Source organism: Rhodococcus quanlei (assembly GCF_055231015.1).
On the sequence record NZ_JBUYWD010000011.1, the window covers coordinates 18973 to 37212 of the forward strand.

General features: G+C 65.4%; 1 protein-coding gene (only partly in view). It reads right to left on the minus strand.

Annotation, left to right across the window (positions count from 1 at the left end):
• Positions 1 to 18240: the 3' portion of a non-ribosomal peptide synthase/polyketide synthase gene (locus ACZI8Q_RS09140; protein ID WP_463373206.1), read on the minus strand. Its footprint extends 15480 nt past the window's final position; the window shows 18240 of its 33720 coding nt (coding positions 15481-33720); the start codon falls outside the window, past its right edge; the stop codon is at positions 1 to 3.

Sequence of the window (18240 nt, forward strand, 5' to 3'; positions counted from 1 at the left end):
CTACCGGATGTCTTCCCCGCACGCCACGAGTGCCGTCAGTGCCGTGATCCACAGGGCAGCGAACTCGTCCACCTCGGTCTTGGCGAGGATCGCCGACGGGAATCCCATGTAGGCCGTCAACTGCAGACCGTCATCTGTGTCGGTGACCACCGACTGGATGTCGAGGACTGCCTGGGCCGGTAGGACACTCCTGTCCGCACCACCGAGCTCAGGGGCGTCGGCGTCCGGGAGCCAGCCCAACCCGCGAACCGCCTCCGGAATCTCGGCTGTGCTGACACGACCGATGTAGTTGAAGACGATCTGCGGTTCGGGCCATTCACGCATGATCGCGGCGGTGTCCTCGTTGAGATACCGCAACATGCCGTAACCGATGCCCTTTTCCGGAATCCCAGCCAACTGGTCACGAACCGCGTGCACCGCGTCCACCGCCGAAGACCCACCCATGAGCGCATCCGCGACGTCGATGCCGGACAGATCGAGCCGTGCCGGATACATCGTCGTGAACCAGCCGACCGTTCGTGACAGGTCGGCACCTGGCACCACGGACTCCTCACGACCGTGACCCTCGAGGGTCACCAGTGTCGCCGGGTGATCCACCCCGCGTGCCCGCCGCCATTCGGTAACTGCCATTGCGAGTGCAGTGGCGAGAACATCGCTGAGATCGCCACCCAACTCGTCCGGTGCCGCGTCCAGAAGTGCCTCGGTCACTGCGACCGGAACGTCGACCCGAGTTCGTGTGACCGTTCGGAACACGTCCACGTCGAGGTCCAGTGCCCGCGCACCCAGGAGCGGATCGTGTCCGTCCACGATGTCGCGCCACACATCGAGCTCGGCTGCCCGCTCCGGCTGCCGTGCCGCGTCGATCAGCCCGTCCGTCCAGCGGCGCAGAGAAGTACCCACCGGTTGCAGCGCCGGCGTACTTCCCTCGGCAACCTGGGCGCCCGCAATCGCGAAGTCGGGAACCAGAATGCGCCACGACACCGAATCGACGACCAGGTGATGCGCGACTATGACGAGCACACCGCGTGCCGACGGATCGATGGGAGCCAACCAGACCAGTTCGATCATGGCCCCCGCCTTCGGGTCGAGGCGGTCGAGCGCATCGCCGGACTCCGCGCCGAGCACCTCGGCGAGCGACATCGGCCCAGTGGACTCCGCAGGATCGAACTCTGCGCAATGAATCCAGTCGTTGACATTCGTTTCACCCGCGGGAGCGATTTCGAGCTGCGGGCCCGCCTCGGTGTCCACCAGCTTCGACCGAAGCACGTCGTGTGCGTCGACAACGGCCGTCACCGTCTCGACCACCTGGCGCCGGTCGATGCCCTCGGGCAGCGACAACGTCATCGGCATCACGAACTGGTTGTAGTCGCCGCCTCGTTCGACCATCTTCGCGGCGATCGGGGTGAGCGGTACCCTGCCGGAGCCACCACCCTCGTACTCCTCGAGCGTGACGACACCGCCGGATTCCACCGTCGCGGCCAACTGCGCGACCGTGCGGCACTCGAACACGTCACGAGCGGTGAAGTGAATGCCCTCCACGCGAGCACGCGAGACCAATTGAATCGACCCGATGCTGTCGCCGCCGAGTTCGAAGAACGAATCGTCGATACCGATCCGGTCACGTCCGAGCAGCTCTCCGAAGAGGTTCGCGAGCGTCGATTCCATCTCCGTTCGTGGAGCACGGAACTCTGCGGTTGCCGCGAACTCGGGGACCGGGAGAGCACGGCGATCGAGCTTGCCGCTGGTACCCATCGGGAGCTCGTCCAGCACCACGAACGCGTCCGGCACCATGTATTCCGGCAACGACTGTGCGGCGAAACCGTTCAGTTCCACCGTGTCCACCGAACATCCGGATTGCGGCACGACGTAGGCCGCAAGACGGGCACCGACCTCGCTTTCGTGCACGATGACGGCTGCTTTGGAGACGTTCTCGTGCCGTGTCAGAGCGTTCTCGATCTCACCGAGCTCGATACGCAGACCGCGGATCTTCACCTGGAAGTCGGTGCGGCCCACGAACTCGATCGCCCCCTGTTCGTTCCAGGACACGAGGTCGCCGGTGCGGTACATACGCGATCCGTCGCCGGCGAAGGGATTCGCCACGAACCGGTCCGAGCTGACGCCCGGCCCACCGACGTAACCACGCGCCAGCTGAGCGCCCGCGAGATACAGCTCGCCGGCCACACCGATCGGCGTCGGAATCAACCGGGCATCGAGCACGTACGCCTGGGTGTTCCACGCGGGCGAACCGATGGGTGCCGTGGTGTGCGCCTCGTCCGAGTTCACGGTGTACGCAGTGGAGTTGATGGTCGCCTCGGTCGGACCGTACAGGTTGACCAACCGTGCGCCACCGAGCGACTCGACACGTGCCGCCGTCGCCTGTGGCAGTGCCTCACCACCGGCGAAGACATAGCGCAGTGAACCGCAACGCTGCGCATCGGCAACGTCGAGGAACATGTCGAGCACCGTCGGCACGAACTGGAGAACGGTGACCTTCTCGGCGGCAACGGCGTCAGCCATGTATCCGGGGTCGCGGTGTCCGTCCGGACCCGCAACCACGAGCCGTCCACCGACCACCAGCGGCAGGAACAGCTCCCACACCGAGGCATCGAACGTGAACGGTGTCTTCTGCAGCACCACGTCGTCGCCGCCGATCGCGTACTCGTCGCGCAGCCAGTTCAGCTGGTTCGCGAGTGCGCGGTGGGAAATCTGGACGCCCTTCGGCCGGCCCGTCGAACCCGACGTGTACAGCGTGTAAGCCAGGTTCTCCGGCCCCACCTCGGCCAACCGTTCGTCTGCACGGATAGGCCCGCCGTCGAACGCAGCCGGATCGAACTGGTCCATCCGGACGACCGGCGTATCCCCTGCCGCGAACTCTCCGCCTGCGGTGACGATGCATGCAGGCTTCGCGCTGGCGACCACGTACTCGATGCGCTGCTTCGGGTGTTGCGGGTCGATCGGCACGTATGCGCCACCCGCCTTCAAGATCGCATACAGGCTCACCATCATGTCGAGCGAGCGGTCCAATGCCACACCGACGACCAGATCCGGTCCGACACCGATCGAGATCAGATGCCGTGCCAGACGATTCACTCGGTCCGCGAACTGCGCGTACGTCAGTCTCCGACCCTCTGCAACGACGGCCGTGGCCTCCGGCGTGAGCGCCACTTGCTCGTCGAACATGTCGACGACCGATGACGCGACCACCGGATGGCGAGTGTCGTTCCAGCCGTCCACGACAAGCGCGCGCTCCTGCGCGGTGAGGAGATCGATGTCGCCGACGAGAGTGGAGTTTCGGTTGGCGACCGTGTGCAGGATCGTGTCGAGCCTCGCCCCCAGTCGCTCGATCGACTCGCGATCGAACACGTCCGGCAGGTACTCGAGGACCAGCGAAACCTCCGAATCCGACTGTGCCAGCAGGGTCAGCGGGTAATGCGAGGCGTCGGCGATGTTCACACCTTCCACCCGCAGCCCGTCGATGTCGCTGCTCGCAGTCAGCCCCGCCCGGTCGACCGGGTACGACTCGAAGATCGTCAAGGTGTCGAAGAGACCACCGACTCCGGCGATCTGCTGAATCTCCGGCAGACCGACGTGATGGTGATCGAGCAGCGCCGACTGCTCGGCCTGCAACCTCTCCAACAGACCGACGAGGGACTCGTTCGGGTCGATCCGAACGCGGATCGGGATCGTGTTGATGAACAGGCCGATCATCGACTCGACTCCGGACACCTCGGGCGGGCGACCCGACACGGTGGCCCCGAACACGACGTCTTCCGACCCGGTCATCCGAGCCAGCAACAGACCCCAGGCGGCCTGCACGATGGTGTTCATGGTGACGCCGCGGTCACGGGCGACACGGGCGAGCTCTTCACTGACCGCCGTACCAACCTTGACGGGGTACTTCACAGGCCCCGGCCGGTCTGCACTGCTGTGCGCGGGTGCCGGCGCAACCACTGTCGGTGCGTCGAGACCGGTGAGGGCGTGTGCCCATGCGTTTCGCGACACCTGCGCGTCCCGTTCCGACAGCCAGCTCAGGAAGTCACGGTAGCCGCGAACCCGAGGCAGATGCGTGGCGTCGCCCCGTGTGGCGTAGAGAACCAGCAGGTCCTTCATCAGCAGCGGCATCGACCATCCGTCGAGGAGGATGTGGTGGTTGCTGATCGAGAAGCGGTACGTGTCCGTCCCGGTACGGATCAGCAGGCACCGCATCAGTGGCGGCCGCGTCATGTCGAAACGCCCGGACCGGTGTTCGGTGACCAGACGTGCGACCTCGTCGTCCTGCTCGGAGCCCGACAACGAGCGGAGATCGATCTGACGCCACGGCATCTCGACATCGTCGAGAACAACCTGAACGGGCGCACCCGCGTCGTTCTGCACGAATGCGGTCCGCAGGTTCGAATGCCGGGCGATCAGCGCATTCGCCGCAGCCCTGAGTCGATCGGCGTCGACCGTGCCTGCCAGGTCCAGTACGACCTGTGCGGTGTAGACGTCGACCGTCTCCTCCGCGAGCACCGAGTGGAAGTACAGACCCGACTGCAATGGAGCCAACGGCCACACATCGCGAACGCCCCGGTAATTGCGTTCCAGGACCTCGATCTCGCCCTGACCGATCGAGACGAGCGGGACGTCGGATGGGGTGAGTCCACCGCTGCCCGGCTTCGTCGCGTACTCCGCGAGTGCTGCTGCGGCCGTGTGCCACAGCGAGGCGAGTTCGCCCACTTCCTCCGCATCGAGGATGCCGGTGGCGAAGGCGAAGCTCGCCGCCAACTCCGGCCCCGACGCGGTTTCCGATGTCACGGCATTGATACTCAGCACTGCCGGCGCGACCATGTCGTCGTCCATGGCACCGCCGAATTCACCGCTGTCCGAATCCGGAATCCAGCCGAGTTCGCGCAGTTCCTCGGGCAGTTCGACGGCCCCGGCCTTGCCGAGGTAGTTGAACCCGATCTGCGGGGTCGGCGAGCCTGCCAGAGCTTCCCCGGTCTCCTCGTTGAGGTACCGAAGTAGCCCGTAGCCGATGCCGTGGTCCGGAACGGCCAGCAGCTGTTCCTTGACGGCCTTCAGCGCGATACCGGCGCCCGGCCCACCACTGAAGGCGTCGTCGAGGTCGGCACGACCGATGTCCAGACGCACCGGGAACAAGGTGGTGAACCAGCCGACGGTCCGTGCGAGGTCTGCACCGGGAACGGTCTCCTCCTCGCGGCCGTGGCCCTCGAGGTTGATGAGGACCGAACTGTCCGCGATGCCACGGCCTGCCCGCCACCACGACACGGCGAGAGCGAGTGCGGTGAGCAGTCCGTCGTTCACACCGCCCTGCACGGCCTCGGGAACCTTCGTCAGCAGTGCCTCGGTCAGTTCCGTCGAGAACGTGATGCTTGTGCGTGACGTCGACGAGATCACGTCCCGCTTCGGGTCGAGAGCTCGCGCACCGAGCAGCGGATCGTCTCCGGCCAGCGTGCGCTGCCAGAAGTCGAGTTCCGCACTGCGATGCGGCGAGTGTGCCTCCTCCACGAGGCCGTTGGCCCAGGCTCGCATGGACGAACCCGTCGGCGGCAACTGTGGCTGCTCACCCTGCGCGACCTGTGAACCTGCGGCAACGAAGTCGGGCACCAGGATTCGCCACGACACACCGTCGACCACCAGGTGGTGCGCGAGCACCAGCAGTCGTCCGCCGGTCTCGCCCAGGTCAGGAGCCGGATCGAACCAGACGAACTGCACCATCCGGCCTGCCGCCGGATCGAGCCGGTCCGCTGCTCGGTTCATCGCACTCTTGCCGAACTCGGCGAACTCGGACGTTCCCGGAGCGGCTGCGATCTCGAGACGCTCGATCAGTTCGTCGGCGCCGAAAGCGTCGTCGACAGACAGGGTTTCGAAAGTGCGGTCGGCACCGGTTCCGGTCAGCCGCGAGCGCAGTACGTCGTGCCGAGCCAGCACAGCGTCGACCGTTGTGACCACGTCTTCGCGGGTCACACCGACCGGCAACTTCAGCAATACCGCCTGTGAGAAGCGATCGAAGCTACCCGCGGTGTCGAGCAGCCAGTGTGTGATCGGGGTCAGAGCGACCTCACCCACACCGCCACCGGGCAGTTCCTCGAGCGTGACGACCTCGGTCTCGGAACTGAACACCGCGACTTCGGCTATACCGGCAACGGTCTTGCGCTCGAACACGTCACGGGCGGCGAAGAGCACGCCTGCGGCCTTGGCTCGGGTGGTCAACTGAATGGACACGATGCTGTCTCCGCCGAGTTCGAAGAACGAATCGTCGACGCTCACCCGCTCCACACCGAGCACCTCGGTGAAGACCGACGCAATCGTCTCTTCCATGACGCCCGACGGCGCGCGGAAGTCGGACGACACCGAGACGAACTGTGGTTCCGGAAGCGCCTTGCGGTCGAGCTTGCCCGCAGGAGTCAACGGCACCTCGGAGATCGCCATGATCGACGAGGGAACCATGTAGCCCGGCAACGTTTCCGACACGAACGACGACAGTTCTGCCACGTCGATCGTGCGTCCCGGTGCGGGCATCACATACGAGACGAGGACCGTCTGACCGGTCTGCTCGCGGTGGTGGCCCATCGTGATCGCGAAGTCGACCGACGGATACCGACCGAGCTCTGCGTCGATCTCACCCAGTTCGATACGGAAGCCACGAACCTTGACCTGGAAGTCGCTGCGGCCGACATAGTCGAGCACGTAGCCGTCGTCCGAGGGCACCCAACGCACGACGTCACCGGTGCGGTACAGCCGCTCACCGGGCCCACCGAACGGGTTCGCGACGAATCGCTCCGCGGTGAGACCGAACCTGTTGTTGTATCCGCGTGCCACGCTCGGCCCGGACACGTACAGCTCACCCGGGACACCGACCGGCACCGGAGCCAGACGTGAGTCGAGTACGACCAGATCCACACCACGGGTCGGACCACCGATGGTGACCGGCTCCCCTGGCTGCATCGCCTCACTGGACGTGCTCCAGATGGTCGCCTCCGACGGGCCGTACAGGTTGAACATCTTGCGGCCCGGTGCCCACCGCGCCATCAGTTCCGGCGGGCATGCTTCACCGGCAACACAGATGACCTCGACGGTGTCGAGGCCCGCCGGGTCCACGGTGGTCAGCGCGGCCGGCGTGACGAACGCATGGGTCACCCGCTGGTCCTTGAGCAGCCGCGCCAACTCCTCGCCGCCGTAGATGACGCCGGGGGCGATCACCATGGTGGCACCGGCCGCAACCGGGTACAGCAGCTCGAACACCGACGCGTCGAAGCTGGGCGAAGCGAAGTGCAACACGCGCGACTGCGCTGTGACACCCAGATGTTCGCGATGGTCTGACGTCACGTTCGCCAGTCCCGCATGCGTCACGACGACACCCTTGGGCAGCCCTGTCGAACCGGAGGTGTAGATGACATATGCCGCGTCCGCGATCCTGATCGACCGCACGCGCTCATCGTCGGTGATCGGGGCGGCGGATGCCGCGCCACAGACTTCGGCGAATCCCGGGTCGTCGAGAACGAGCCAATCGACGGTGCCTGGCAGATCCGCGACGTGCGTCGTCGTGACGAGCCCGACGGATGCCGCCGAATCGGTGACCATGTGCAGGATGCGCTCGTACGGGTAGCTCGGGTCCACCGGAACGAACGCGGCGCCGGTCTTCGCGACCGCCCATACCGACAGCACGGATTCGACGGAACGGGTCAGAGCCAGAGCAACGAAGTCCTCTGCGCCCACACCCCGGTCGATCAGAACTCGTGCCAAACGGTTGGACCGCTCGTCGAGCTCCTGGTAAGTGACCGTCTCGTCGCCACACACGATGGCCACGGCAGCAGGGTCCTGTGACGCAGCCTCGCCGAGAATCTCCACCATGGTGAGCGCTTCGGCGGACTCCTTGCCACGAACCGGCGTCAGCGCACCGCGTTCGGTCTCACCCAGGATGTCGATGTCGCCGACTCGCACCATGGAATCGGTGGTGACCGCGTCCAGAATCCACCGGAATCGGTCCGCGAACCCGCGAATGGTGCTCTCGTCGAACAGATCCGTGGCGTAGGTGAACACGCCTCGCATCGCGTCGTCCTCGTCGGCAAGCGTGAGCTGCAGGTCGAACTTCGACGAACTCATTCCGCCGTCGAGCCCCTGAATGGTGAGGCCGGGAAGTTCGATGTGCGCCTGCTCGATGTTCTGGAACGCCAACGCCACCTGGAAGAGCGGGGTGAATGCTGTCGAACGCTCCGGCTGCAGGATCTCCACGAGACGCTCGAACGGAACGTCCTTGTGCGTGAACGCACCGAGATCGTCGTGACGGACAGCGGCCAGCAGATCGGCGAACCGTGCCTGCGAATCGACCTGAGTCCGCAGCACCAGGGTGTTGACGAACATTCCCACGATGTCGTCGAGGGCGGACTCCCCGCGACCCTCGATCGCGGTACCGACAGCGATGTCGTCGGTGGCGCTCAGGCGAGCGAGCAGCACCGCGAGTGCTGCGTGCGCGACCATGAACAACGAGGCGTTGTTCTCGCGCGCCAGCCCTGTGAGCCGGGCACGCAGGTCGGAATCGATCTCGAATTCGACGTTCGCGCCGCGCAGCGACTGCGACTGCGGCCGCGGGCGATCGGTAGGCAACGGCAGCACGTCGGGAAGTCCCGCAAGAGCTTCCTGCCAGTAACCGATCTGCTTCGCAGACAGCGACTCCGGGTCGTTCTCGTCACCGAGAAGCTCGTGCTGCCACAGCGAGAAATCCGCGTACTGGACGTCGAGTGGCGCCCAGCCCGGTTCGGTCCCGGCCACGTGAGCGCTGTAGGCGATCACCACGTCCCGAGCCAACGGCGCGGTCGAGGCACCGTCTGCAGAGATGTGGTGGATCACGATGGCCAGCACGTGCTCCGTCTCGTTCAACCGCAGCAGGTTCGCTCGAACCGGTACGCCGGCGGAGACGTCGAATCCGCGTGTCACGAGGTCGATCACGCGCACGCGCATTTCCTGCTCGTCCGCAACCGTCTCGGTGACGAGGTCCACCTGCGCTTCGTCACGAGGCACAACGACCTGTACGGGCCCTTGTCCGTCGTCCGGGTACCTGGTGCGCAGCGTTTCGTGGCGTTCCACGACGTCGGCCAGCGCGTTGCGTACTGCTTGCACGTCGAGTTCGCCGCTCAGGCGAATCGCCAGCGGAATGTTGTACGCAGCCGACGCGGTGTCGAACTGGTTGATGAACCACATTCGGGACTGCGCCGGTGACAACGGGATCCGTGCAGGTCGCTGCTGCGTCACCAGCGGCGGACGTGTGCTCGCCTCGGTGGCGGAGTGTTCTGCACGGGTGGCCAGGGCGGCGACCGACGGTGCTTCGAACAGCTCGCGTACACCGATGGTGGCGTCGAGCGCCGCGTTGACGCGGGCAACGACGCGGGTGGCGATCAGCGAGTTGCCGCCGAGATCGAAGAAGCTGTCGTCGACACTGATGCGATCGCGGCCGAGGACGTCCTCGAAGATGGACGCGACGATCTCCTCGACGGGCGTACGCGGTGCCCGGTAGTGCTCACCGGTGGAACCGAGCTCCGGCTCCGGCAGCGCCTTGCGGTCAAGCTTGCCGTTGATGGACAGCGGCAGTTCGTCGAGCGGAATCAACGCAGCGGGAACCATGTAGCCGGGTACCGACTTGCCGGCGAAACTCGAGATGTCCAACAGATCGAGGGTCATGCCGGATTCGGCCACCACGTACGCAACCAGCTGGTCTCCGGTGTGGCGGTCACTGTGCACGACCGCCACCGCCTGCGCGACGGAGGGATGCGTCACCAGTGCGCGTTCGACTTCGCCCAACTCGATGCGGAAGCCGCGCACCTTCACCTGGAAGTCGCTTCGCCCGATGTAGTCGAGGTTGCCGTCACGGTTCCAGCGCACCAGGTCACCGGTGCGGTACATACGGGTGCCGCCGCCGAACGGATTGGCGACGAAACGATCCGAGGTGAGATCGTATCGGCCGAAGTAGCCCCGGGCGAGCTGATCGCCCGCGAGATACAGCTCACCTGTCACACCGACCGGAACGGGATTCAGTCGGGTGTCGAGAACGTAGACCTGCGTGTTCCATTCCGGTCGACCGATGGGCACCGAACCGGACGTCTCGTCACCGCACTCGTAGTACGTGACGCTGACTGCTGCCTCGGTCGGACCGTAGAGGTTGTGGATTTCGGCGTCGCTGACCCCGCGGAATCGGGTCACCACATCTGCCGGCAACGCCTCACCGATGCACAGGACGCGGCGCACACACGCGATCTGCTGCGGGCGCGCCACAGCCAGGAACGCCGAAAGCAGCGAGGGCACGAAGTGCAAGGTGGTGACCGACTCCGTCTCGATCAGATCCGCGAGGTAGGCCGGGTCCTTGTGACCGTCGGGCGCCGCAACCACGAGACGCGCACCGGCGGTGAGCGCCCACCAGAACTCCCACACCGAAAGGTCGAACGTCGCAGGGGTCTTGAGGAGCACTGCGTCGTCGCCGCCGAGCGGGTACTGCGCCTGCTTCCAGCGCAGCTGATTCGCGATCGCGGAATGCGGCACCGCGACCCCCTTGGGCCGCCCGGTCGATCCGGAGGTGTAGATGACGTACGCCGTGTTGTCCGGGTGCAACGCAGCGATGCGCTCGCTGTCCGAGACAGGCACGTCGTCGACGGCGCCCAGGTCGAGTTCGTCGAGCGCGACGTTCTGTGCGTCGCCCGGCAGGTCGAGTGCGATCACCGAGGTGGTGAGCACACACACCGGCTGCGCGCTCGCCAGCACGTAGGCCGTTCGCTCCGCCGGATGATCCGGGTCGATCGGCAGGTAGGCGCCGCCGGACTTCGCGACCGCGTACATCGCGACCAGCAGATTCACCGAGCGGTGGAGCGCGAGTCCGACGATGGACTCGGGTCCCACACCCAGCGACATCAGATGCCGCGCCAGACGATTGGCACGCTGATCGAACTCGCGGTAGGTAAGACGCTCACCTTCGAACACGATGGCGGGTGCGTTCGGCGCGGCCGATACCGCGGTGTCGAACAGATCCGGCAGTGTGGATGCCGACAACTCGTGATCGGTGGCATTCAGGGAGCTCACGACGAGCCGGCGCTCGGACCGGTCCAGGATGGGCAGATCACCCACCGGCAGATCCGGGTTGGCCGTCGCCGCCGACAGCACCCGCACGAACGAATCCGCGAATCGCTGCACCGTCTTCGCCTCGAACAGGTCCGTCGCGTAGGTGAACACGCCGGCCATGTCCTCGCCCTCGGCGCTGTCACTGAGGATCAGGTGCAGATCGAATTGAGCGGTGTCGTTGCCCACCTCGAGTGGTGCGACCGTCAGATCCGGCAATTCGAGCGTGGCCTTGGTGGTGTTCTGGAACGAGTACCCCACCTGGAATATCGGGTGGTACGCCATCGAGCGGGCGGGGTTCAGCACCTCGACGAGCCGCTCGAACGGGACGTCCGCGTGCGAGAACGCAGCAAGGTCGCTTTCGCGGGCACCTTCCACGACGTCCGAGAAGGTGCGCTCGCCGTCCACCTGCACACGCAGAGCAAGAGTGTTGACGAACATGCCGACCACGCCGTCGAGTTCGCGTTCACCGCGACCCGCGATCGGGGTGCCGACCGCGATGTCGTCGGAACCGGACAACCGGCTGAGCAGCGTCGCGAACGCGGCATGCACGACCATGAACACGCTGGCGTTGTGCTGCTTCGCAATCGCTGCCAGGCGGTCGTGAAGTTCACCCGCCACAGTGAATTCGACCCGTGACCCACGCAGCGTTTGCTGCGGCGGACGCGGATGATCCAGCGGGAGCTCGAGGAGGTCGGGCGCGCCTGCAAGGGTCTTGCGCCAGAAGTTCACCTGCTGTGTGAGCAGGCTGTTCTCGTCGTCCTCGCTGCCGAGCAGTTCGCGCTGCCAGATCGCATAATCGGCGTACTGCACCGCCAACGGCTCGAATTCCGGAACCTTCCCGGAAACCCGGGCCATGTACGCCGTCATGACGTCACGCACGAACGGAGCAAGCGACTCGCCGTCCGTCGACACATGGTGAATGACCAGTGCGAGGACGAAGTCGTCGGATCCGGCCTCGAACAGGCGCAGACGCACCGGCGGCACATCTGCCGTGACGTCGAAGCCGGTCGTGGCCATGGCGACGAGTTCCTCACGAAGCTCGTTCTCGTCCACCCGTACGGGTGTGACATCGAGCGGCACCTGGTCCATCGGCAGGATCACCTGGTGCGCGCCCTCCGGCGAATCCGGGTACACGGTGCGCAGAGTCTCGTGGCGTTCGACGACGTCGAACACCGCAGCCTGCAAGGCCTCCGGGTCCAGTTTCCCGGTCAGGCGCACGGCCAGCGGGATGTTGTACGCCGCCGAGTCGGGGTCGAAACGGTTGATGAACCACATCCGGGACTGCGCCAACGACAGCGGGATGTGCTCCGGCCGCGGACCTGCCTTCAGCACCGGGCGCGCGTCGGCGCTGCCGGTAAGAGCTGCCACCCGAAGCGCCATTTCGGCGACGGTGGGTGCCTCGAACAGCTCACGAACCCCGATGCGGGTACCGACGATCTGACCGATGCGAGACACCACACGGGTCGCACTGAGCGAGTTTCCCCCCAGGTCGAAGAAGCTGTCGTCGACACTGACCGAATCCACTGCGAGAACCTCGGCGAAGATGCCGGCAATCGCGTGTTCGGTGCTCGACGAGGCCGCACGGAATTCGGTGGTGGCCGTGACGAACTCGGGTTCCGGCAGACGCTTTCGATCGAGCTTGCCGATGGACGTCAGCGGAATCTCGTCCAGCTCGACGATCACCGAGGGAACCATGTACGGCGGCAGCGACTGCGCCACCACGTCCGTGAGCGCATCCCCGTCGACAACCGAACCGGTGGTCGGCACCACGTAGGCGACCAGTGCGGTCTGGCCTGCCGGGTCCGGCAGACCCACGGTGACCGCGAACTCGACCTCCGGCCGTGCCGTGAGAGCTGCGTCGATCTCGCCGAGCTCGACACGGAAACCACGTACCTTCACCTGGAAGTCGGAGCGACCCACGTACTCGACCTGGTGCCCGTCGGTCCAGCGGACCACGTCACCGGTGCGGTACATGCGGGCACCCGGATCGCCGTACGGGTTGGCGACGAAACGCTCCGCGGTGACGACAGGGCGGTCGTGGTAGCCACGGGTGACCGCGGGACCGCCGATGTAGAGCTCTCCCGGAACACCCTTCGGTACCGGACGCAGGCGTGCGTCGAGCACGAGGGTCTCGACACCACGCAGCGGCGAACCGATGGTGATGCGCTCACCCACTGCGAGTGGATCGGTGATCGTGACGATCACAGTGGTCTCGGTCGGGCCGTATGCGTTGCGCATCTGCCTGCCCGGTGCCCACTTGGCGACCAGTTCCGGCTTGCAGACGTCGCCGCCGACGACCACGGACTTCACGGAGTCGAGCCCCTCGGGGTCGACGGTCATGAGCGCAGTGGGCGTGATGACGATGTTTTCCACACGCTCACGGCGGATGAGGTCAGCCAGTTCGTCGCCGCCGAACACGTCCGCCGGCGCGATCACCAAAGTGGCACCGGCGCTGAAGGCCGCGAGCAACTCACCGACGGAGGTGTCGAAGCTCGGAGAAGCCACGTGCAGGAACCGAGACCGGTCCGTCGCCACGTACTGCTCGCGGACCTCACCGGTCAGATTCGCGAGACCACGGTGAGTCACGACGACACCCTTGGGCTTGCCCGTCGAGCCCGACGTGTAGATGAGGTAGGCCGGATGATCGACGGACAACGTCGCCACTCGGTCGTCGTCGGTGATCTCCGTGGACGCCTGCTTCGCAACCTCGGCGTCGAGGTCGTCACCACCGAGCACCAACCACGGAACAGTGGTGGGCATCTTGGATTCGATGGACGGCACCGTCAGGCCGAGAACCGTTCCGGAGTCCTCGAGCATCTCGGTGACGCGCTCGAACGGCAGTTTCGGATCGATCGGCATGTAGGCGGCGCCGGACTTGGCGATCGCCCAGATACCGACGATCGACTCGGTGGATCGGGTGATCGCCAAAGCGACGTAGTTCTCCGGCCCGACACCATGACTGATCAGCTTGCGTGCCAACCGATTCGACTGCTCATCGAGTTCACGGTAGCTGAGCTCACGTCCTTCGAAGGACACAGCAACGGCCTCGGGCTCGATGTCGACGCCCGAACGCAGCAACACCGGCAACGTCTGCGGGTCCACCGATTCGCGGCCGCGGACCGGTGCCAGTGCGGACTTCTCCGACGCCTCGAGGATCTCGATGTCGCCGACGATGCGTGTCGGATCCGCGACGATGGCGCGGAGGATGCGGACGAACCGCTCGGCAAAGGTGCGGACCGAGTCCTCGGCGAACAGATCTGTGGAGTAGTTGAACGACGCGGAGATTCCGGCCGCAGCGCCGTCTTCTCTGCGCTCCCCCAGGCTGAGCTGAAGGTCGAATTTCGCGACATCCAATGGTGTTTCGAGAACGGATACGTCGAGACCCGGCAGCTCCAAGCTGGTGCTGCCCGTGTCGTTGAAGGCGAGCGCCACCTGGAACAACGGCTGATGCGCCGTCGACCGCGGAACGTCCAGGACCTCGACCAGACGCTCGAACGGCACCTCGCCGTGCGCGAAGGCACCGAGATCGCTCTCGCGGACGGCCGCGAGAAGATCGGTGAACGACTCGTCCGGCGTGACTTTGCTCCGCAGCACGAGCGTGTTGACGAACATGCCGACCATCTCGTCGACCTCGCGCATACCGCGGCCCGCGATCGGCGTACCGATCGTCACGTCGGAACTCGAGCTCAGGCGCTCGAGCAACACAGCGAACGCAGCGTGCACGACCATGAACATGCTGGCGTTGTTGCGGCGGGCGACCGCAGCAAGGTCACGGTGCGTTTCGGCGTCGATGTCGAAGTCGATGGTCGCGCCGCGCATGGACTGCACCGCAGGCCTTGTGAAGTCAGTCGGCAGTTCGAGCAGCTCGGGCACCCCGTCCAGAGCCTGCTTCCAATGGGAGATCTGCTCTGCGGCCAGCGAATCCGGATCGGACTCGTCACCGAGCACCTGCCGCTGCCAGATCGCAAAGTCTGCGTATTGCACCGACATCGGTTCCCAGTGCGGAGCAGCGCCGCCGATACGAGAGAGGTAGGCGGACATCATGTCGCGGAACAACGGAGCCATCGATCCACCGTCGGCACTGATGTGATGCACCACGAGCACGAGGACGTGATCGTCTGCACCCGCTCGGAGCAACGCGACCCGGATCGGAACGCTCACGCTGACGTCGAAGCCGCTGTTCGCCAACCCGTACGCCCTGCTGAACAACTCGTCCTCCGAAACCGGCTCTGCAACCAGGTCCGGGACGACGTCCGACGTCGCCTGCACGTCCTGATACGGGCCGTCCGGCGATTCGGGGAACACGGTACGCAAGGATTCGTGGCGTTCCATCACGTCGGCGAGCGCCGAGTGCATGGCGGCGACGTCCAGCTCACCGCGCAAACGGACCGCCATCGGCAGGTTGTATGCCGCGGACTCGGTGTCGAATTGGTTGATGAACCACATCCGAGACTGCGCCAATGACAGCGGGATACGGTCCGGACGCTCACCGGCCACGAGCGGAATGCGCTCGCGACCGCTGGTGTCAGACTGCTCCACGAGAGTGGCAACGCCCTCGACGGTCGGATTCTCGAAGACGCTTCGTACCGTGAGTTCGGTACCCAGCGCCAAGTCGAGCCGTGCGACGACACGAGTGGCGTTCAGCGAGTTTCCGCCGAGATCGAAGAACGAGTCGTCGACGCCGACGCGGTCGACGCCCAGTACTTCCGCGAACACTCCCGCAACGATCTCTTCGACAGGCGTACGCGGTGCGACGTATGCGTGAGCCGCCTCGTCGAAGTTGGGCTCGGGCAGACGCTTACGGTCCACCTTGCCGTTGTTGTTCAGCGGCATCTCGTCGAGCATGACTATCCGGTCCGGCACCATGTAATCCGGCAGCGTGCGATGCAGGGATTCGAACACCGTCTGTGTGTCGAAGTCGGCTGCAGCGCCGGCCTCTGCGGCCGGCACGGCGTAGGCGACGAGATGCTGCCCACGTTCGCCCTCGTGCACCACCACCACCGTTTTGGCGATGCCGGAATACCCGAGCAGCGCGAATTCGATCTCGCCGAGTTCGATGCGCAGGCCACGCAGCTTCACCTGGAAGTCGGTGCGCCCGAGGAAGTCGTAGTTCTTGTCGGAGCGCCGCCGCACCAAGTCACCTGTGCGGTACATGCGGGTTCCCGATTCGCCGAACGGATCGGCAATGAACCGGGTGGACGTGACCCCGAACATGTTTCCGTAGCCGCGACCGACCGCGATACCACCGACGTAGAGCTCACCTGTCATGCCGTCCGGAACGCGGCGCAGGCGCGCGTCGAGCACATACAACTGCACGTCCGCCACGGCCGGACCGATCGGCAGTCGCAGCTGATCGGACACGGCGTCTTCCGGCGCGATCATGTAGGTCGTGACGATGTCCGACGCTTCGGTAGGTCCGTAACTGTTGTAGCAGCGCACCCCCCGATCCAAGAACTTCTTCAGCGGGGCGGCCTTGACTGCCTCACCGCCGAGGGCGATGGTACGTACTGTGGCGAGTTCTTCGGCAGTCTCGAGTTCGGCCAACATCTCGAAGGCACCCGGAGCCATGTTCATCATGGTCACCTTGTGCTCGGCGACTTGACGCAGAATCGACTGGGGCTCGAATCCGGGCACCGTCAGGTAGATCGCCGCGCCGCACGAGAGCGGCCCCCAGACATTCTTCTGAGTGAGGTCGAAGCCAGGTGCCGAGGAGACCAGCACGCGGCAGTCACTACCGAGTTCCATCTCGTTCCGGTACCACGCCATCATGTTGGAGAAACCGGCCATCGGAACGAAGGCAGGCTTCGGACGTCCGGTGGATCCGGACGTGGTGATGACGTACGCCAGTCGCGCCCCCGCGCCCGGATCGGCCCAGCGGTTGTCCGGTTGTGAATCATCCCGGCCCGCGATTCGATCAGCCGTGTCCGGTTCGTCGACAACGAGAACGTCAGCGCTGATCTCGGCTGCTCCGGTCCAACTGCTCGTGGCCACCACTGCCCGCGCAGCAGAGTCTTCGAGCATGGCCTCGATGCGCTCGACCGGGTACTCAGGATCGATCGGTGCGTATCCGGCCCCGGCCTTCCAGGTCGCCAGCATGCCGACGATCCATGCAACAGACCGCGGAACGACAAGCGCCACCACATCATCGGGACGCACGCCGCGGGCGATCAGTTCGTGGGCCAGCTGATTGGCTCGCCTGTCCAGTTCACCTCGTGACAGACTGATGCCCTCGCCTTCGAGGGCGAGCACGTCAGGTTCACCATCGACGTACTCGGCCCAGCACCCCAGAAGATCGACCCGGAGCGTTCCCGGATCCAGCGAGGTTGAACCGGAGGTGGAGCTTGCGCCCGCGATGACGCCGGACAGCATCTCCGCGAACTGATCCGCGAAGCCATCACCCGTGCCGCCGTCCAGCAGCCCTGGCAGCAGAGTCGACAGCGCGACGGTGATCGCAGCCTCCGGACCGACACCCACACCGGCAAGGGTCTTCGCCAACTCGGTCGACTTCTCATGCAGCTGCAGGTATGTGACGTCGTTGCCGTTGTGCGAAAGCGCAATTCCGTCCGGATTGAGAGAAGCAGCAGTGTCCAGAAGGTCTGGCAACGGCTTGGCCGCCAACTCCTCGGTTCGCGCGTGCGATGTCAGCGATGCCGGTGCCGTCGCCGCATTCCCTTCGAGCTCCATTCGTTCGGTGTCGGAGAGGATGTCGATGTCTCCCACAGGTACCGAAGTGTCGGCCACCACCGCTTCGAGAATGAGCAGGAAGCGGTTGGCGAAGGCACGGACCGTCGTCTCGTCGAAAATGTCCGTCGCGTAGGTGAACACGGCACGAGTGGGCCCCGATTCGGCCGCGCCCTGCTCGTCGATCGCCAGCGTCAGATCGAACTTGGCGAGGGTGAACTCCTCGTCCAGCGCGGTGACCACCAGACCCGGCAGTTCGACGCGCGCTTCCTCGTTGTTCTGGAATGCGAACATCACCTGCACCAGTGGTGCCGCCGTGGTCGAGCGCGAAGGCGCCACAACCTCGACGATGCGCTCGAACGGCACATCGGCATTGCCGAATGCGCCCAGGTCCGTATCGCGTGCGCCGGCCAGTAGGTCGCGGAAGCTCGACGACTGTGGGACGCCGGTTCG